The organism is Arcanobacterium phocae (assembly GCF_018913465.1).
GTDB classification, from domain to species: domain Bacteria; phylum Actinomycetota; class Actinomycetes; order Actinomycetales; family Actinomycetaceae; genus Arcanobacterium; species Arcanobacterium phocae_A.
Genome location: NZ_JABAPM010000001.1, coordinates 40,720 through 59,206, shown reverse-complemented (window position 1 = coordinate 59,206; position 18,487 = coordinate 40,720). Strand labels below are relative to the sequence as shown.

Genomic DNA, 18,487 nt, shown 5'->3' with positions numbered 1-18,487 from the left:
CAGCTAGTGGCAGGTGAGGGATTTGAACCCCCGAAGGTTACCCGTCTGATTTACAGTCAGATGCATTTGGCCGCTCTGCAAACCTGCCGTACACGGTTGTTTTACAACCCCGTGCGGATAACGAGATTACCAGCTCCACCCCATACCGTGTCAAACTATAAACGTAAAAACTAATGCCGTGCGCGTCACATTTTTATTTGAGCGCACTCACAGACAGGAGAAATCATGGCAGATTCATCGTTCGACGTCGTCTCCGATTACGACTACCAGGAGGCGGATAACGCAGTAAATCAAACAGCAAAAGAGATAGCTCAGCGCTACGATTTCAAGAACGTTGGGGCTAGCATCAAGCTTTCTGGTGAAAGCATTACTATGACCGCCAACACACCAGAGCGCGTCTTGGCAATTTGGGACGTACTACAAACGAAACTTATTCGCCGCGGCCTGTCACTTAAGCAGGTTGATGTTGGCGACGGCGAACCAAAAGCATCCGGAAAGGAATATCACCTCGTCGGCACCCTCAAGAAGGGCATCGACCAGGCCAACGCAAAGAAGATCACCAAACTCATCCGCGATGAAGGCCCTAAGTCTGTTAAAGCCCAGATCCAGGGCGACGAAGTGCGGGTTTCATCAAAATCTCGTGATGATTTGCAGGCCACAATCGCTCTCCTCAAAGGAGCTCAGCTCGATGTCGCACTGCAGTTCGTCAACTACCGGTAAGCGATCCACGCTGAGCTACTGAGCAGAAAAATGACGTGTGCCCGAAACTTTAGTTCCGGGCACACGTCACGTCGAGGAATATCAGTAGAGCTTGCCGTCGTGCTCTTCACCGCGCGAAACAGCGGTCATCGTCTCGCGTTCGACAACCTTGATACGCTCGCGGCCAGCTTCGGCACCGAGCGCCTTTTCAAAGTCCTCCAGATGGTGCCAACCTTCCCAGTCGGTATAACGCACTCCGCGCGCATCTAGAACCACCTGTGCAGCTTCCCAGCCAACGTTTTCCGTCGACGCATGAAGCTTGCCAGCCTTATAGTCATCAATCAGGTTAGAAATAGTTTCTTGCGCGTCAGATTTGGTCGAACCAATCAGACCAACAGGACCGCGCTTAATCCATCCGGTAGCATACATTCCGGTAACTACAGCACCATCATTATCAACAACACGACCACCCTCATTTGGAACGATGCATCGCTTAGCGTCGAATGGCACTCCCGGGATAGGTGAGGACGCATATCCGATTGCACGATAAACAGCCTGAACTGGATAATCAATAAATTCCCCAGTTCCCTTGACCGACTGATCGCCTTGCAATTCCATGCGCTCCATCCGGATACCCTCAACATGCTCATCGCCAAGAATTTCTGCGGGCGCTTGTAGCATGTGAATATGGATGCGGCGTGATGCTGTTAGATCTTCAGCCTCTTGGAACGCATAATTCGTCAACTGATCGACAACCTGACGAGCCATCTTAGACTCATCCATGGCTTGCTCCGAACCGGCGTCGTAATCAAAATCGTCTGGATAAACCACGATGTCAACATCAGGTACATGCCCTAATTCACGCAATTCCATCGGCGTGAATTTCACCTGGGCTGGGCCACGACGGCCAAAGACATGAACATCAGTAATCGGCGACTTGCGCAACCCTTGCTCCACATTTTCTGGAATCTCAGTGCTCATGAGATCATCCGGGTGCTTGGCCAAAATTCTGGCAACATCCAATGCCACGTTTCCAACACCAAGTACCGCGACTTCTTTCGCTTCTAACGGCCAGGTGCGTGGAACATCTGGGTGCCCGTCATACCAGTACACGAAATCAGCAGCGCCATAGACTTCTGGAAGATCCGCACCTGGAATATCGAACGGACGGTCACGATCAGCACCAGTTGATAGGAGGACTGCGTCGTAATGTTCATGCAACTCGTCAAATGTGATGTCTTTGCCGATTTCAACATTCCCAACGAGCCGGATATCACCACGTTGCAGAACGTTATATAGCGCTGTAATAATCGCCTTGATTCGAGGATGATCTGGAGCTACTCCGTATCGAACTAGACCGTATGGCGCTGGCAGTTTTTCATATAGATCAATCTGCACATCTAAATCTGACTTCGACAAAATGTCAGAAGCATAGATTCCTGCTGGACCAGCACCAATGACCGCTACCTGAAGTGGACGTTGAGTCACGATTACCTCTTTCAGCCGTTCTCAACGGCCGTTGTCAGTTGTTGTAAGAAACCACAAGCAATACTAGCGGACTAAGCCCTTACATCTGAACAGGGCGTGACCATATCGACATCGGCTCGCCATACATGAGGGGCACACACCTTCCGGCGCATGCCCCTCATGTATGTCTTGACTATCTGCTATTACGCAACGTCACCTGGTCCATGTTCAACCGTCTTTGCATCCAAACGGATGACACCGTAGGTCCAACCGTGACGCCGGTAGGCCGCGCATGGTTGCGAAGTTTCTTCGTCAATGAATAAGAAGAATGGGTGTCCGACTAGTTCCATCTCATCAACCGCTTGCTCAACCGACATCGGCCGGGCTTCATAGAGCTTCTGGCGAACGATAACCGGCGAATCACCAACTTGGATTTCGATCTCTTCGCCGACGACGGTGGGGTGAGTTGGCATATCGGGCTCTGCTTGCGCCTCGGTATGAGCAGACTTCACCTCAGCTAACAACTCATCTACATTCAGTTCTTCGGCTGGCAGATCACGAACGGCATGGTGCTTGCGATCCTTCATCTTCTCACTCTTACGGCGCAGCCGCTCAAAGAGCTTCTGAGCCACCATATCTACCGCAGCATACCGATCAGATGTAGCCGCTTCAGCACGAACCACTGGCCCTTTATCACGGACAGTAATCTCAATACGCTCAGAAACTTCCGCCTGAGCCGGATTAGGCTCATGAGTTACTTCAACTTCTACCCGTTGCGCACGCGGAGCAAACTGTTCGATCTTTGCCAGCTTTTCTTCAACGAAAGCTCGGAAGTTGTCACTAACTTCGGCATTGCGGCCTTTAACTACGAATTCCACGATGACCTCCTTGGGTCGTGAGGGTAGCATCAGCATCGATGCTACGTTGAGGGACTATACTCGCGTGACGCGAGAAGAAAACACCAATCACCCGCCTTCACATCTGAGTAAACCCATAACCATCTATGGGTTCGCTCCCTTGCACGTACCTCTAGTATAGTGCCTCACGTCACAAAATGAAACTATTTAGTTAGCTGATGAACACTTTTCAGCGGATAGCATACAGATCCTTAATCCAGGTTTTCACCTACGGATGGTCAGTTACTGCCAACACAATAGCTCCTACCACCCGACCACCAGCACGAGTAACCGCTCTTTCAGCACCATTAAGCGTCGCCCCCGTCGTCAAAACATCATCAACGAGGATAACGTCTCTACCAGAAAAGTCTCGCACGGCGTACTGCTCGCGGCTCTTGACAGCGCGCTCGCGAGCGTTGTGCAACCGTAGCCGAACAGCACCTTTACGAAGCCCGTCAACAACTGCAACACCTAGTTGTTCCCCAACAACACGGGCAATAACACCAGTAACGAAACGGCCTTGGTGTTTGCGTACCCACGACGATGCAACCGGAACAATCACAACCCGATCCCAGCGGGCTGCTGGAAATGCATGACCGACGTTAAGCTCCTGAAGAGCGTCCGATATCAGCTGGGCAAACGCACAGTCTAAACGTCGATCAGCACGATTTTTCCATGCAACCACAGAGTCTGCTACTACGCCTCGATACCAAGCTTTCCCCCAAACGGGAAAAGCCGTGATATCTTCGCCCTCGCTATCGACCCGAAGCAGATACTGAGCGTTGCTCTCTGCCCGCCACCATGGACCTGACCACGCCGACATGCATCTATCACACAAACTCTCGTCGGCTACTGCACACCCGACGCACCAACGCGGAAAGACAATATCCACACATTGCATATAGAACCGGCGAATGGCTTTATATACAGACACTGATCTCACCCCGGATACGTAGGTGTTGTCACGTCCTCAAGAACCTTGCGCCAGCCGCCCGCATCATAGGCATAGACATCGTGATGAATCGTCTGAAGCAGAATCGATTCGTCATTACGACCCGCCGTCACATTCGTCATATCTTCAAGTGAGGACATCACCGAAATGTTTTCACCCAATGGCACCGAATATAAAGCGTTGATGGAAGCGGTTTGGCTCTTCCCGATCACCACGAGGCGAGTACCGGAAATCCAAGACAGATCGGTAACGTCCATAAGCCGCTGCCCTACCCGGATTGGTTCCGAAACGGACTGCGGGACACCGTTGCCGTCCCGAACAATACCGCCAATCAAAATCTGGGATGCCCCGTCGTGCTCTACAACTGCCGCAAGTCGCGCACCCTCACGCGAAACGGCTATTGCTCGAACTTTCAGCCCTTCTAGCCACGGTACGGCCACGTCTACTACTCGTCCTGAATCTAAGGCAACAGCAGTAACTGACCGCTCCGCCGATCGCTCTGCTGCCCAAACAAAACCATTACGATCAACAGAGGGAGTAACAAAAGCAGTACCCGATAGTAATGTATCAACCTGCCCAGTCATCGAAATTCGATACAACGTACGTCCACCATTTCCCACTGCTGCGAATTCTGTTAAGGACTCTCCATACGGTGTTGCCAACGAGACGAGATCGAGGTGTGCGAGAGTGTCAGCGTCACCGATCAGATGAATACCGTCATCCTTAACCAATGCGGGCTTCCCATCGGCAAGAACTAGTAGATCTGAACCGGAATATGGATAGGTAGAGATATCCGTTTGTTCATCGTTGCTAATCAACGCACCATTAGCCGAGATTTCTACGCCTGATATACCCGCTACTGCAGTGAGCGTTTTGGAAAACTGGGCATAAAGTATGCTCCGCGCTTGGGGTGACAGCTCAGCCACGTCGCTACTTAAATCAATCCTTGCAATACCACCTTCGACGCTGACTGCAGGCGAATTCAAACGTGTTCCCGATGGCAATAGTGTTGTTACCGAGCCAGCTAGCCACGCTGATGGACCGTCGACCAACCCCCGGCTCGCCGCAGACACAACCTGGGAGCGCGGATACCACCGCACGTCAGTAACGAGTGCTTTTTGATCCTGGGTAGGGAAATAAAGCGGGGTTCGGACGAAAAGCGTTTGGAATAATGACTCTGGCATGGTCACACCATCAGGTACGACTGCTATACGCCACTCACCCGACTTTTCTCTAACCAACGAAAACTCATTTGAAAGCGTGGCATCAGCGGTCGCTGCCGTATACCGTCCAGTGGAATCAAGACTGCCACCCGCGCCTACCGTAACCCGGTAGGCGCCGGAACGAGTCTGGCTCACTTGTTGGTTTTGCGAATCTGGATAGATACGAACCTGAGTAGTAGGGTTCCATGTCTTTGCTACGCTCGCAGTCAAATATTGCCGAGCAACGACGAAGTCATCCGAGAAACCAGCCGACGACGCACGCATAAAGCCCACCACGATATCCTCAGGGTCAGCGCCTTCAGCTGGTCCCTGTGGATCAAGCACGATTCCACCACTAGTTTGCTTTGGACGTTCAACCGCATGTGGACTACCCGACGTCGGAATATAGGCACAACCTGCCAGCATAAGAACGCACACAATAAGAGCTAGAATTTTCTTCATTCGCGTTCCCCTTCCGGTAGCAAAAACGGCTCCGGTACTTCCAGCGGAAGCGGACGGGTAAACTCTTCATTTGGAACTCGGGGAATAGTAAGCAGGAAGCTTGAACCAACGCCGAGTTCGCCGATTGCTTCTAATGTTCCACCGTGGATGAGTGCGTCTTCTTTCGCAATAGTTAAGCCGAGCCCAGTTCCGCCTGACTTACGCACTCGAGACGAATCCGCACGCCAAAAACGATCGAATACGTGTTCGGCTTGCTCCGGGCTAAGTCCTACACCGTTATCTAGGACGCGCACCGCAACCGCATCACGCCCACCAACGACAGAAACCCGAACTGGTTTACCTTCGGCATGTTCAAGAGCATTAACCACTAGGTTGCGAATCACCCGCTCGATACGACGAGGTTCGACCTCTGCATAGGTGTCACCTACGACATCCAGTCTCACAATGACACCGTTATCGGTAGCCAGCGGATCAGCCATCTCAATAACATTTTGCGCAATTGCTGAAATATCAGCCCGCTGTGCCGCTAACGCCATTCCGCCAGCATCATATCGAGAAATTTCCAGCAAATCGGACAACATAGCGTCTAGGTTTCGTAATTGTGTATGTTGCAGTTCAGCACTGCGCTTGAGCGCTGGAGGTAGATCCTCGCGCTTGTCATAAATCAGTTGACCAGCCATACGAATAGTTGTAACCGGTGAGCGTAGCTCATGCGAAACAGCAGAAACAAAGTTTGTCTGTACTGCAGACATTCGTTCCAGCTTGGTGAACTGTTCTTCCAGTGACGAAGCCATCGTATTAAACGACGTCCCCAACTGCGCTAGTTCGTCCGAACCATAGACCTTCATTCGCGAATCGAATTCGCCTTCAGTCAGCCGTTGCGCATTTGTGGCAGCCGCTCGAATTGGCCGCAAAATAAACCGGACCATGAGCCAGGCGACAATAACTAGCAAAGCAAGTAAGCTAACCATTCCAAGGGACAACGCACGCATCGTCGCATTTAACAAATCCTGCTGGTTTTTCAGCGAGAAAACTGCATACAGTTCATAATCTCCAGAACCTGGAATGCTAATCTGTTTGCCAACAATGACTCCAGGAATATCGTCTTTTTTACCGTTCGCAATCGAAACAGATTGCCAGCCCAAGTCTGCATCACTACGCACGATCTCTCGTAATTCGCGTGTTACTAGTGACCGCACACGCGTCGTCGTTGCTGTTTCTGGCTCCAAAATCGGAGTTCCACCAAATTCCTGGCTTGGCGAACGCAGCAAGACGCCACCCATCAACTCACGTGCTGGATCATAAAGCGATGCCACAAGTTCCAGAGCGACACGTTGGGACTGCGCCGTCGTCGGTGAAACCGCAACGGAAAAACGCTCTTGCGCCAACTGGGTATCCGTAGCAAAGCGCTCAATATCAACGGAAACAGTGCGATCGAAAACTGCATTTTTGACCTGATATGTGATGACCGTACCAGTTAAGGCAATACCAACAATCGAGGCACAAGCAATCAACGTAATAGTTCGGACAGCTAGCGATGACTGCCACCAGACGCGATACCGGGTCAGCCTGTTCTCTATGCGGTCAAAAATACTGCGTTTGCGAGGCTCATTCGCGCTCACGCGTACTACTCCTTAACGGAACCTGCCCGGTAGCCTACGCCACGAACAGTCAAAACAACATCAGGATTTTCTGGGTCACGTTCAACTTTTGCCCGCAACCGCTGAATATGGACGTTAACCAGCCGAGTATCCGCTGAATGCCGATAACCCCACACCTGCTCCAACAGCTCTTCCCGAGAAAAAACCTGATACGGCTTGCGAGCCAACACTGTCAGCAGATCAAACTCCAACGGGGTCAAGTGAACGAGCGAGTCACCACGGCGCACCTCATGCGCCTTCAGATCAATACTCAAATCAGCGACCCGCAGTACCTCAGCTTCATTTTCGGTACGACGCAACCGAACCTTAACTCGTGCCAGCAACACGGAATTCTCAAACGGCTTGGTGACATAATCGTCAGCGCCAGCTTCAAGTCCAGCAATCACGTCGACTGAATCAGTCTTCGCGCTCATCATAATAATCGGGACATCAGACTCTTCACGCAGTACGCGACATACAGACACGCCGTCCATCCCCGGTAACATGACGTCAAGAAGCACCAGATCCGGGTGCTCTGCTTTAAAAAGCGCAAGTACATTAGACCCATTAGCGCACACCGAAACTTCATATCCTTCCGACTCCAGAAGGATTGCTACCATTTCGGAAATACCTGGATCATCATCAACAACGAGGATTCGCATGAGGCTACCTTTCACTTAATTATCTGCGTCTAGTCTACCGGAAGGGTCCACCAAGTTTACTCGTCAGAAACTGGCGTCAAATCGCTTTGCCCGTCAGCGTCATCAACAGTGTCATTTCCACCATCCACAACAGTGAAATGTGGCCGCGGGCGTGGCCGCGGTGTTGCTGAGATATCCATTGAGGTTCGGCGAATTTCGCGCTGTGCTGGCTGCGGCGGTGGGACATCTTTGCGTGATGCTTCACGAATCGCATCCGCGAGCGCAGTGAGGTCATCAGTGGACGGTGGCACCGGTTCGAATTCGGTTTTTAGTCGAATCATCTGCCACCCTACGGGAACGGTAACCGTGTGGGCATGCTGAGAACACAGGTCAAACGCGCCAGGCAACGGCACCGGTGAAAGCGGCCCGAGTACGGCGGTTGCTTGTTTGTAGTCATAGGTCATCGTGGCGACTGCCGCATTTTTACAGACGCCTCGGCTACAGTGTCGGATTGGACTCACGCCTTCTAGTCTACATCGCTCGTCGTCTCCAGTCCCCGTGGCCTAAGATACTATCTGTGAGTATGCTACCGAAAAGAACCTGCGGCCGGCGCCGCGATCGTCATGGGCGCGGACTGCGTGGCCCGCTGGTTGATCGAACATCGCCAGCTTATCGAACCCGCGCCCAACAGTTCGACGATATTTTGTCGTGGGAACTAACGGCTTTTCGGGAACATATTGGGGAAAAACTGGACCGCTATGACGTGGCAGTACTCGATGTTCCAGCTACTGATCCGGCCCCTTGGGAAGACGGCGTTCCGCTAGCTCGTTTTCTTCCGTTCGAACGTCCTTCAAAAATTTTAGGAAGACTCGTCTTTTACCGGATGCCGTTGGAGATGGCTATCGAAGACGAGGACGATCCACGTCTATTTATCCACCAGGTGATGGTCGGGCAGATCGCTAGTGCCCTGGATATGGATCCCAACGACGTCGATTACGCGCGCTGACCTAAGGCTTGACCATAACTGCAACAGCTTGCGCATCAGCTCCACGGGCAGTCAATGCAGTAACGTTAACCCCCTGGCCCTTGTTGAGCTCTGCGGTAGAGTACACGGCTGCGTGTAGTGGCGATGATGCCGAAACCCAGACGTATCCGACCGTGTCCGGAAGCTCGAGCGTCTGCGTCCCATTCACAGATAGCTTTTTCTGAAACTTGGTAGCCCCTTGGAAGTCATACCCAGTAACGTCCACCGTTGTTACTTTCGATGCCGTCATTACTAGTTGTGCCGTTCCATATACTGCCGCCCCGCCGGCACGCAGCTGTGGTTGCGCACCTACCCAGGTTTGATCTTTCACGTCTCCGGCAGCCACCGTCATGTTGACACTCGCAGTTAGCGGTTGTTGACTGCTAACCTGCACCGCATATGCACCTGGCTCAATTCCGTCAAGAGTTAAATCAAGAACTGATTGTGCCGGCACCATGATTTTATCTGCCCCTGGAAGAGACTGTTCTTTCTTGCCAAGAAGTGCCACGCTCACTTGGTTTTCCGAGTTTTGCGGATTAACGATTCGCAAACTTGCTCCCGCACCGCTCTCCACATCGCCGTCTGACGTGCGCTCTGATGGAATAATGACTCCAGGAATCGTTACATTCTTACCAAAAGCGGCACCAGTGACGAACGATAAGCCTTGTGGATTAAAACCATCGAGAGCATTTGTTTGCAACGACGCCGAGAACTCACCAGAATCAGACGTCAAATGCAATGCCATATGCTCGGTCTGTGGAATCAAACCATCTAAGCTCGTCGAGATTTTAGTTTTAGGCGCAATTGTCATACGTTTGGCAGAGCCTAAATCCAGCGGACCATTTTCACCAAACGCCGCTATTGTCACTGCGATTGGGTTATCACCAGGGTTAAGGATCGCTAGCGTGTTGTAGGTTCCAACCTGCGAATCAGAGCCTACGAGCCACAGCGACTGTTTTGCCCATTGGCAGGGATTCACAGCCAGTCCCCGCATATCTCCGCCCCCAATAGTGATACTCGAAGCCCCCATGATATGACCATTTTCAGCGCTTGCTCCCCGGGCGTAGACAACTCCGGTTGCCTGAGTCACTCCTAAATCTGACGACGCTGTAGGGAGGATAGTTCGCGAATCAGCATCTGATTTGGTTGCAATATCGAACCAGTGGGCTCCGTCGACAAAAACAAAACCGCTGCCCGAGATAGCTTCTGATTCCTTTGTTACGCTAACGCCTTCAGTAACTGTTCGATTCGCTCCACCCGTACACGCCAAGGAAAAAGTTTGGTCCGTAGGAATATACTCAGGCGCAGAGACGGCGTCGACATGCTTTTGCGGGAGGATAAAAGCAGAGGCAACTACTGCCCCGGCCATAATTAGCACACCAGCGCCGGTAATGATTGGTTTTATTTTCATCGGCTCCATCCCTTCCGGAATGTTGGCAGTGCGGCGAAGATACTGAGAATCATTGCGCCTATCATCAGTCCAACGAGTCCCCGGTGTGTCCAATCATCGTTCGAGACGATCAATTGTCCGTGTTCTCCTGCTGGCAAAACGAAGGACTGTTGCCAGCCAGTTTTGTTTACCGATAGCAGTTTCCCATTCAGTCGGGCACGCCAGCTTGGCCCGTAGCGTTCTGCGAGAACGATTATTCGATCACGATCGGAAGGACGTATCTGCTGGGTTCTATCGGGATAGCCGACGACGACGTTACTGGCCGAGTTTGTCACCCGCCAAAAGTCTCCTGACTCATGTCCAGAGACATAATCGAGCCCCCGGCTAGCATTCAATGCTGCGACAAGTTCGGCACGCTGTGGTTCATCACTGCGCGGTACAACAATGAGCGATACTCCATGTTCGCTCAAATCATTAGCAACGGAAGCTGATCGGCCCATGATATTAGCTACCGTTTGACCTAAATGTTCCTTGGCTGCACCGTCTGCACCGCGTGCTTGCTCCACCATAGTCCATTCAGTCAATTCGATGCCGTAACCGCGCCACAGTTGAGCTTCGACACCATTCGAGGCAACCTGGAGATATAGCACCTTGTTTCCAGAACGTTGATCTTCCAAACCAATAGCTGGAATCAACGTAGCTGGTTGCGGATGGAGCTGCAGGATTTCATCATTGACTAGGATTAGATGCGCACTGGTTCCAACAAGTCCAATACCTAAAATTAAACTAACAACGCCTACGCTCAGGTGTTTAATTCCAAACGATGCAGCGCGTAGCCACGACCGTGCCCCTGCTAGGCCGCAAGCAATCGCCGTCGTCAACGATATCCATACCAGTTCTAGTCCAAAACCAGACCACAATGTGATGTCCTTGTGAACAAACTGAGTAGCTAATAATGCCCAGGCTAAACCTAAGATCGCAAATAGCCATGCCACCCGGATACGGCCGTAAAGAGTCGTGCGAGCCAACACAAAAACCGCAATGGCAGCCATGCTCAGTGGTAACGCATAAGCTAAGACATTCGGAAAGCTCAGAGTAAAAGACTGATATGGAACTAATGACAGTACCGCAACCGGATCAGCACCTGAATCATTTAGCGGCACTCCCGGAGTTACCAAAAGATACTGCCAACCGCCAAACCTGACGCCAGGTGCATGAACTGCAAGCGCCGGAAGAGAAATAGCAATCCACCGCCAACGCCCACGTTGTGCGATTGTTGCAACGATTCCAGCAAGCGCCAAGATGAGTCCGAAAATTGGTGAAGCTAGGGATGCCAGCATCCCGAAAAATGCCAGTAGTCCGGCATCACGAGCTGATCCGCGCCACACGTTTCCGAGAGTATAAGCGCAACCAGTGAGCCCAATATAGGCCACTATTCCCGATATTCTGCCAGCGCCCAACGCGTCAATAAACGGTGGCGATAATATCCAAACTAAAGCGAGAACTACCCGTGCCTGCCAGCTCACCACGATTCGTCCGATCGCAGCGTAAGCGAGTAAACCAACGAGCGGAATTGCAATATAAATCAGAACTGTGAGTAATTGCCCGAGCGTAATGTGCAACGGTTGGAGAACAGTCAATGGTAACGCCAGAAATACCCATAGCGGATCAATAGCACCAGGCATTCCGTCACCCGATGCGATCCAGCCAGAGAACGCCGAATGAATTATCTCCAAACCAGTCGCAGAGCTATGGGCTAAACCGCCACCAACTACGGTTCCATTAAATGCGATCGGCAGGAACAGTAGTCCAGCGATCGCGGCGCTAATAACTGCGACGACGATGCGACCGATCTTGCTTTGACGTTGGTACTGGGCACGCTCTTTTATCGTGAATTGATCTGGCGCCACCGCCATGTAGTGAGCGTCGGCGCGAGCCCGTCGAGAATGACGTTTCGCTTGCCGGATACTCCACGGCCGGGCTTCTAAGTCCTTGAGTGCACGTCGAGGAACTACTTTTACTCGACGAATTCGTTCACGGCCACGAATAATCGCATGGAGTCGAGTAACAAGGCTCCAGCCAGCAACTAATTCTGCTTTCGCATAGGCAACATCTTTAGATAAGAGTCGCAAGAACGCGCGAGGTATGCTCCCCAGAACGTAGCCACACCATAAGAACGGCACAAGAAATGCCGGCGCGGCTAGCAAAGCGTTATAAAGTTGATTGGTACGGCGCCGAGCAAAAGAGCCAACAAGCGGCCGTCCCAGCGACACTTGAGCGTGTCGGATCCGGGCGCGTGGTTCAACCACAACGCGGTAGCCAGCCGATCGCAAGCGCCGCGAAAATTCCAAGCCGTCACCGAATGGACCTAAAGCTGGATCTATCCCACCAGCATCATCCCACGCTTGAGAGCGGACGAGCATACCAGCAGTCCCGACAGCTAATACGTCTGTCCGGTAATCCAGTTGGCCCTGGTCTAGTTCTCCCATTTCGATTTCTGGAACCCGACGGGCCGAGCGTGTTGCGTTGATGCCGACTTCTAGTAGTTGACGCGGTTCGCTATCCCAGGACACCTGCTTCGGTCCGACTGCTCCAATCTGACGAGATGTCTCCGCCACCTGGATCATGTGCTCCAGCGCGTCCGCTTCCGGTGCCGAATCAGCATGGATCAGCCACAGCCAATCTCCACTGATATCAGCTTGAGCTAGCACTGCGTCTACCGCATGTCCGAAACTAGTCTGACGCCCAATAACATGAATGTGTGCGTGCGATAACGTCCGATGTAAGAATGGCAGTTCCGCGTCTTCTTCAAGCCCGATAAGAACTTGTTGCGGTTTCACGCTCTGTTCTGACAGTGCTACCAACGTTTGAGATAAATAAGGAAAATCACGGCTTTGAGAAATGACAATAGCCGTGATACTGACGTGGGGTGACTCTGACGCACTCACAACAAACCCTAACCGCGCGAGCCTTGGGCTGCCTTTCGTTCGCGTGCCATACGCTTACGATCATTGTCTGAGGTACCACCCCAAATGCCATGGCGAATATCGTTGGTGACTGCATATTCAAGACATTCAGCGCGCACCGAGCAACTAGCACATACCGATGTAGCTGGCGCAGTAGACCCACCTTTTTCCGGATAGAAAATATCTGGATCGGTTTGGGCACACAACGCTTCTTCCATCCAAGATAAATCTTCCGCAGTCTGGGTGCCGTAGCCAAGATTGAAGATACCCTGCATGAGGGTTTGGGCATTGCGGGCATCGGAATGCTTATCCGGCGCCGTTCCCATTACTTCCCACATACCACGATCCCTTCGAATTTATTGCACTATGTAAATTACACGCGTGTCGTACCCCAAAAGTCAAGGCGATAGGGCAAACTGCCCTCTAGCATTAGAAATAATCACACATCCCTACTCGACTTGCATTCATCCGGTTCTCCTTTTTTCACTATAATGTGCACAGCTGTCACATTCTTTTCCATGTAAGGACATTCATGACCAGCACGCATTCTCTCCTAATCTCACTGCAAAACCGTGGCACAGCTCCAGCCTTGACATGGTATGGAGCCAATGAGCGCATCGAACTTTCCGGAAAAGTTGTTGCGATGCATCTTTCTAAAATCGCTCAATATTTACGTGACGACCTCGGCGTCGATTCAGACAGCCGGCTCATAATCGATCTGCCGCCGCACTGGAAGTCTATTCTTTGGGTGCTCGCCGGGCATATCGCTGGTTGTCAGGTAGTAACGACGGCAGACGAGGCACATTGGAACGACGTCGTCGTCACAGCTACCCCACAAAGCCCAGTTCCCGAGGCGACAAATCTCGCCTTAGCCCTCCAATCATTAGCCTTTGCATGGCCTGGCGACCTACCCGATGGCTACGACGACGCTGCGGCCGCACCGATGCTCTATCCCGACGTCGTCGACTTGTCACTTATCTCTAATGTAGCGCTCGAAGTTAGCAAACCACCACAATCAGACTGCTTCTCCTATGCGGTTGGTATTGAGGACCCGCTAGAACTTGCGCGTAAATTTGCTGGCGCAATCATCAGCGATGCAGCACTCGTGATAATTACCCCAGAAAACGATATGAGCTCGATTATTGTCTCTGAAAATGCCTCGATGTGGGATAGAATTTAACCACCCACGGCTCCCCGGCCAGTGGCACATGGTTAGATAATTGTCAGAAGGAGTAGGAATAGCGTGGAAAAGTCGAACCAGAGCTCCGGACTCCCTCATCGCTCAGCAACTCATCAGCGCAAGCGTGGACCGTGGCGAAATCGCCTCCGAGTCCTCGGCCTGACCGTGCTCGCTCTTATTCTTGGTGGCGGTACAGCACTTGCCACGATGCTTCATGAGCTTCAGCAATCCATCGTCCAGCATGATCTTACTTCGCTGGTTAAGGAAGCTGACCGCCCTACCGAAAACCAGGCACCACTGGACCAAAAGGCTGGCAAGCCACTCAATATCTTGTTGTTGGGCGCAGACCGCGCGGACGGCGGGACGCAACGCTCCGATACCACTATGTTGATGCATATTGCTGCTGATCGTTCGCGTATCGACGTCGTCTCCATTCCACGCGACACTCTGGTCGATATTCCCTCATGCGTCATGGGTAATGGTGATGAGTCTTATCCTCAAAATGACACCATGTTTAACGCAGCTTTTTCCACCGGCGGAACATTTGGCGGCGACGTCGCTCAAGCGGCTGCGTGCACCTTGCGCACGGTGGAAAATCTTACTGGCGTCTATGTGGATGGCTTCGCGGTTCTCAATTTTGATTCGTTCCGCGACGTTGTGGACACTATTGGTGGCATCGATATGTGCTTCAATGAAGCAATCGATGATGCTTTTTCCGGTATCTCGCTAGAAGCCGGGTGCCACCATCTCGATGGCACCCAAGCACTCGGCATTGCCCGTGCCCGTTACTCGATCGGCGACGGCTCAGATATCGGGCGTATTTCACGTCAACATCAAGTTGTTACCGCCATCGCCAAGAAAACATTCGGGCTGAATGTCTTTACTGATATTCCAACTCTCTATGGCATCCTCAAAGACGTCACGAGCCACATGGATCTTTCTCAAGGCTTAGGCGATATTCAATGGCTCGGCGGGTTGGCGTATTCACTTCGAAATGTCGACCCAGATGAAATCAATTTTGCAACGATGCCGTATTACCCGGACGGCGCGCGAGTGCGTCCGTCACAGAATGCTCAGCTGGTCTGGGACGCGCTGGTCAATGATGTGCCGATTCCAGAACAAGCTTTAGCTACTGATTCTGGTCCGGAAATCGTCCGCAGTGTTACTCCGCAACAGCTCGAAGAATTTAAAACTAATATTGGCTCAGGTATTGCCGATTAACAGCGATTGGAAGCTTAGTGACTCAGCCACCGTCTTTTGAACCTCGAAAGCGTCGTCCCCGACCGCGCGCTCAAGGAGCGCGGAAAGTAGGACGTCCGATGCCGAAACCGGTAAGTCCGAAGCCTGAGCACAACGAGTCAGTACCTGTTAAACCCATGCGGTCCACACCCCGCGCATCAGCGCAACCACGCGGACCGCGCAGTCCGATTCGGCGTTCCGCTTTCAACAAGCCAGCATCTTCTCGCCAGCAGGCTATACCGGCCGAGCCAGCAGCGGCAAGCCAGCCACCGCGCTTCGAACCCCAGCAACCACCGGCCGCGCCAGCTCCGGTAGCACGACCATACCCAGCGAAAGCACACCCGCCTCAGCGAATGCAGCCGCCTGCACAACCACCTCGGACCCGATTTGTTGAGCCGGAACCGGTGGCGCCTGCGCGGTCGATGTCACAGCCTACGCCAGCACGTCCTAGACGTGTGCGTGGGCTAGGCTTCTACGCACGGTCTGCTGGCATCATTGTTTTATGCTGTGTCATCGCGGTGTGCGCCTGGGGATATCATCTATTTAACCTTGGCGATTCTCGTATCACGCGAATATCGGCTCTCACCGGTAGCCCGGATACTCCCGGAACAACCTATCTTATTGTCGGCTCCGATGAACGTGGTGGCGTAGTTTCAGATCCAACTGAGGGACATCGTGCCGATACCATTATGGTGTTGCAGGTTCCCGAATCCGGAACCACATCGTTGGTTTCCATCCCTCGTGACACACTAGTCGATTATCCCGATGGCAATTCCGGAAAGATTAATGCAGCACTCAACGTTGGTGGTCATCAGTCACTTGTTAAAACCGTCGAATCTCTAACCGGATTGACAGTTGACCACTATGTTCAAATCGGCATGGACGGGGTCAAGCAATTAACGGATGCAGTAGGCGGAGTCAATTTATGTCTCGACTACGATGTTGATGATCCGTATTCGACTCTAGTGTGGCAGGCTGGTTGCCACGACGTCGATGGCACCACAGCGCTGGCTTTTTCACGTATGCGTTATCAAGATCCGCTTGGGGATATCGGGCGTACTGCTCGGCAGCGTCAAGTGGTATCTAAAATTATTAGCAAAGCCGCCTCAACCTCAACTATCGTCAACCCGAGCAAACAGCGCGAACTTGTGACGGCCACTGCCGATGTTTTGACTGTCGATAACAATGATTCGCTATTTGACGTAGCATGGGCAGGCCTGGCACTCCGTTCGGCGATGGGCCCCGACGGCGCAATGGGCACGCCTCCGATTAGCTCTTTGAACTACGTTGGTGATGATGGTGCTTCCTATGTACTTCTCGATGCAGATGCGAGCCCTACGTTTTGGGCCGATGTACGTGACGGTAAAGTGACTAAGGAAGCCCTCGTACCGTCGTTCTAAAGTAGCCTTATCGTCGACGACGACGCGAGCGCAACGATATTATGGTGCCTGGTCCGGCCTCGCGCGCTGGATCGATATACTGCGGTACTGCAGCGAGCGTCAGGGTAAATTCTGCTGGCTTGCGAGAGGTCAACTCTAAACGTCCACCGTCCCCTGTTGCGAGTTCGCGTGCGACGGCCAGTCCAATACCGGTAGAGCCACCTGTCGATACGCCTTTAAGGAAAATAGTATCGCCAAGCCCGTCAGGAACACCTGGGCCTTCGTCACGGACTTTAATATTGACCATCCGGGCCGACTTTTCGACAGTAACGGTAGTTGTTCCGGCGCCGTACTTAAGCGAATTTTCGATCAGTGTGGCAAGTATTTGTGCCAACGAACCAGGCGTCGCCAAAACTGTACCGTAATCGCCTTCAGCAAAAACGAGCTCGCGGTTTTCCTTCGCATATACTGGCTGCCACTCATCAAATTGCTGGATACAGATGTCACGTAAGTTTACCGCTTCGGTTGTTCCGCTGGCGCCAGTTGAGGAGGTACGCATCAGCTCGGTGACCACTCCACTCAACCGGTCAATTTGTTCCAATGCCCGCTCAGCTTCTTCCGCTACTTCCGGGTTTTCGGCAAGTAGCTGGATCTCTTCGATACGCATAGATAGCGCAGTCAGCGGAGTACGTAATTGGTGTGCAGCATCAGCAGCGAACTGACGTTCTGCCGCGATACGACCAGCCATTCGAGATGCCGTTCTTTCAAGTTCTTGGTGTACTAAGTCAATTTCTTCAATGCCCGACGGTGGCATATGTGTACGAACTTGGCCGGCCCCTATTTGTTCAGCGGTGGCAGCAAGCAAAACGAGTGGGTCAGAAAGAATACGGGCACGCCGTCGGGCAACAATGGCGCCTACCCAGTACGAGACAGTCACTAATGCAACCGCTGCCCCGATAAGCTTGGCAATATTAATCAGCGCCGAATACTTCGGCGCTGAGATTGTAACTAGCGCGCCCTGTGGCGAAAACCTCCGCAGTTCAAACCTTAGTGGCGCTGCTGAGGTCATTGACTCTACTGTTTGCCCGTCTGGGTAGGTAACCGAAATATAGACACCAGAAAGACGTGAGGATTCGGCAAGTGAATCCAGTAAATTCGGCCATACCTTTGAATTATTGAGTTCAAGACGGCCAACAACTTCAACTACGGCTTGCGATCGGACCTCAACGGTAGACTGGGCATCACGCCAAATGAGAAGGCTTCCGAGTAGCATCCCCGGGATTGCGATAAAAAGCACGGCCACAGCGACGGCCATTCTGACCAGCTCGATTGCTCGTTGGCGCATGACGC

16 protein-coding genes and 1 tRNA gene are annotated in these 18,487 nt (G+C 52.3%); 5 read left to right on the top strand and 12 right to left on the bottom strand.

Annotated elements, in window-relative coordinates:
* Positions 1-7: 7 nt before the first annotated feature.
* Positions 8-88, bottom strand: a tRNA-Tyr gene (locus tag KSO86_RS00260).
* A 137-nt stretch (positions 89-225) separates the two neighbouring features.
* On the opposite strand from KSO86_RS00260, the gene KSO86_RS00255 reads away from it, so the two are divergent.
* Complete coding sequence (locus tag KSO86_RS00255; protein ID WP_216381282.1) at positions 226-720, top strand: YajQ family cyclic di-GMP-binding protein; 495 nt, start codon at positions 226-228, stop codon at positions 718-720.
* A gap of 81 nt (positions 721-801) precedes the next feature.
* Here the strand turns inward: KSO86_RS00255 and KSO86_RS00250 are convergent, their stop codons facing one another.
* From KSO86_RS00250 to KSO86_RS00220, 7 genes are all read right to left on the bottom strand, one after another.
* A complete protein-coding gene (locus KSO86_RS00250; RefSeq protein WP_216379436.1) occupies positions 802-2,187 on the bottom strand; it encodes an FAD-dependent oxidoreductase in 1,386 nt (461 codons plus the stop codon).
* Between the two features lie 182 nt (positions 2,188-2,369).
* Positions 2,370-3,044 (bottom strand): ribosome hibernation-promoting factor, HPF/YfiA family, encoded by a 675-nt coding sequence (gene hpf / locus KSO86_RS00245; protein ID WP_366493637.1) that lies wholly within the window; start codon positions 3,042-3,044, stop codon positions 2,370-2,372.
* A gap of 247 nt (positions 3,045-3,291) precedes the next feature.
* Positions 3,292-3,885 (bottom strand): ComF family protein, encoded by a 594-nt coding sequence (locus KSO86_RS00240; RefSeq protein WP_216379434.1) that lies wholly within the window; start codon positions 3,883-3,885, stop codon positions 3,292-3,294.
* 116 nt (positions 3,886-4,001) lie between these two features.
* The gene (locus KSO86_RS00235) at positions 4,002-5,678 is read right to left on the bottom strand and encodes an LpqB family beta-propeller domain-containing protein (RefSeq protein ID WP_216379433.1); all 1,677 of its coding nucleotides are present in this window, start codon (positions 5,676-5,678) and stop codon (positions 4,002-4,004) included.
* On the bottom strand, positions 5,675-7,300 hold the full coding sequence (mtrB, locus tag KSO86_RS00230) for an MtrAB system histidine kinase MtrB (protein ID WP_216379432.1): 1,626 nt from the start codon (positions 7,298-7,300) through the stop codon (positions 5,675-5,677). The genes KSO86_RS00235 and mtrB overlap by 4 nt, the downstream gene beginning before the upstream one ends.
* Positions 7,301-7,305: 5 nt before the next feature.
* Positions 7,306-7,980, bottom strand: coding sequence for an MtrAB system response regulator MtrA (gene mtrA / locus KSO86_RS00225; RefSeq protein WP_216379431.1), 675 nt, complete (start codon positions 7,978-7,980; stop codon positions 7,306-7,308).
* A 56-nt stretch (positions 7,981-8,036) separates the two neighbouring features.
* A complete protein-coding gene (locus KSO86_RS00220) occupies positions 8,037-8,480 on the bottom strand; it encodes a DUF3499 domain-containing protein (protein ID WP_216379430.1) in 444 nt (147 codons plus the stop codon).
* A 62-nt stretch (positions 8,481-8,542) separates the two neighbouring features.
* On the opposite strand from KSO86_RS00220, the gene KSO86_RS00215 reads away from it, so the two are divergent.
* On the top strand, positions 8,543-8,965 hold the full coding sequence (locus KSO86_RS00215; protein ID WP_253280656.1) for a metallopeptidase family protein: 423 nt from the start codon (positions 8,543-8,545) through the stop codon (positions 8,963-8,965).
* A 1-nt stretch (position 8,966) separates the two neighbouring features.
* Here KSO86_RS00215 and KSO86_RS00210 read toward each other — a convergent pair whose 3' ends face one another.
* From KSO86_RS00210 to KSO86_RS00200, 3 genes are read right to left on the bottom strand one after another with little or no spacing between them, the layout of a single operon-like run.
* On the bottom strand, positions 8,967-10,394 hold the full coding sequence (locus KSO86_RS00210; protein WP_216379428.1) for a DUF5719 family protein: 1,428 nt from the start codon (positions 10,392-10,394) through the stop codon (positions 8,967-8,969).
* Positions 10,391-13,321 carry a glycosyltransferase gene (locus tag KSO86_RS00205; RefSeq protein WP_216379427.1) on the bottom strand — a complete coding sequence of 977 codons (2,931 nt, stop codon included), beginning with the start codon at positions 13,319-13,321 and terminating at the stop codon, positions 10,391-10,393. The genes KSO86_RS00210 and KSO86_RS00205 overlap by 4 nt, the downstream gene beginning before the upstream one ends.
* 8 nt (positions 13,322-13,329) lie before the next feature.
* A complete protein-coding gene (locus tag KSO86_RS00200; protein WP_436231423.1) occupies positions 13,330-13,677 on the bottom strand; it encodes a WhiB family transcriptional regulator in 348 nt (115 codons plus the stop codon).
* Between the two features lie 194 nt (positions 13,678-13,871).
* Here KSO86_RS00200 and KSO86_RS00190 point away from each other — a divergent pair, with 194 nt between their 5' ends.
* The 3 genes from KSO86_RS00190 to KSO86_RS08450 all read left to right on the top strand — a co-directional run bounded on the left by KSO86_RS00190 (position 13,872) and on the right by KSO86_RS08450 (position 17,158).
* Positions 13,872-14,519 carry a TIGR03089 family protein gene (locus tag KSO86_RS00190; RefSeq protein WP_253280655.1) on the top strand — a complete coding sequence of 216 codons (648 nt, stop codon included), beginning with the start codon at positions 13,872-13,874 and terminating at the stop codon, positions 14,517-14,519.
* 63 nt (positions 14,520-14,582) lie between these two features.
* On the top strand, positions 14,583-15,740 hold the full coding sequence (locus tag KSO86_RS00185) for an LCP family protein (protein ID WP_216379424.1): 1,158 nt from the start codon (positions 14,583-14,585) through the stop codon (positions 15,738-15,740).
* Between the two features lie 17 nt (positions 15,741-15,757).
* A complete protein-coding gene (locus tag KSO86_RS08450) occupies positions 15,758-17,158 on the top strand; it encodes an LCP family protein (RefSeq protein ID WP_216379423.1) in 1,401 nt (466 codons plus the stop codon).
* Positions 17,159-17,165: 7 nt separating this feature from the next.
* Here the strand turns inward: KSO86_RS08450 and KSO86_RS00175 are convergent, their stop codons facing one another.
* A complete protein-coding gene (locus KSO86_RS00175) occupies positions 17,166-18,482 on the bottom strand; it encodes a sensor histidine kinase (protein WP_216379422.1) in 1,317 nt (438 codons plus the stop codon).
* Positions 18,483-18,487: the final 5 nt, after the last annotated feature.

Coding starts and splice junctions, on each gene's coding strand:
- KSO86_RS00255 (WP_216381282.1), top strand. CDS start 226: ATGGCAGATTCATCGTTCGACGTCGTCTCCGATTACGACTACCAGGAG.
- KSO86_RS00240 (WP_216379434.1), bottom strand. CDS start 3,885: ATGTCGGCGTGGTCAGGTCCATGGTGGCGGGCAGAGAGCAACGCTCAG.
- mtrA (WP_216379431.1), bottom strand. CDS start 7,980: ATGCGAATCCTCGTTGTTGATGATGATCCAGGTATTTCCGAAATGGTA.
- KSO86_RS00235 (WP_216379433.1), bottom strand. CDS start 5,678: ATGAAGAAAATTCTAGCTCTTATTGTGTGCGTTCTTATGCTGGCAGGT.
- KSO86_RS00190 (WP_253280655.1), top strand. CDS start 13,872: ATGACCAGCACGCATTCTCTCCTAATCTCACTGCAAAACCGTGGCACA.
- KSO86_RS00175 (WP_216379422.1), bottom strand. CDS start 18,482: ATGCGCCAACGAGCAATCGAGCTGGTCAGAATGGCCGTCGCTGTGGCC.
- KSO86_RS00215 (WP_253280656.1), top strand. CDS start 8,543: ATGCTACCGAAAAGAACCTGCGGCCGGCGCCGCGATCGTCATGGGCGC.
- KSO86_RS00210 (WP_216379428.1), bottom strand. CDS start 10,394: ATGAAAATAAAACCAATCATTACCGGCGCTGGTGTGCTAATTATGGCC.
- KSO86_RS00200 (WP_436231423.1), bottom strand. CDS start 13,677: ATGTGGGAAGTAATGGGAACGGCGCCGGATAAGCATTCCGATGCCCGC.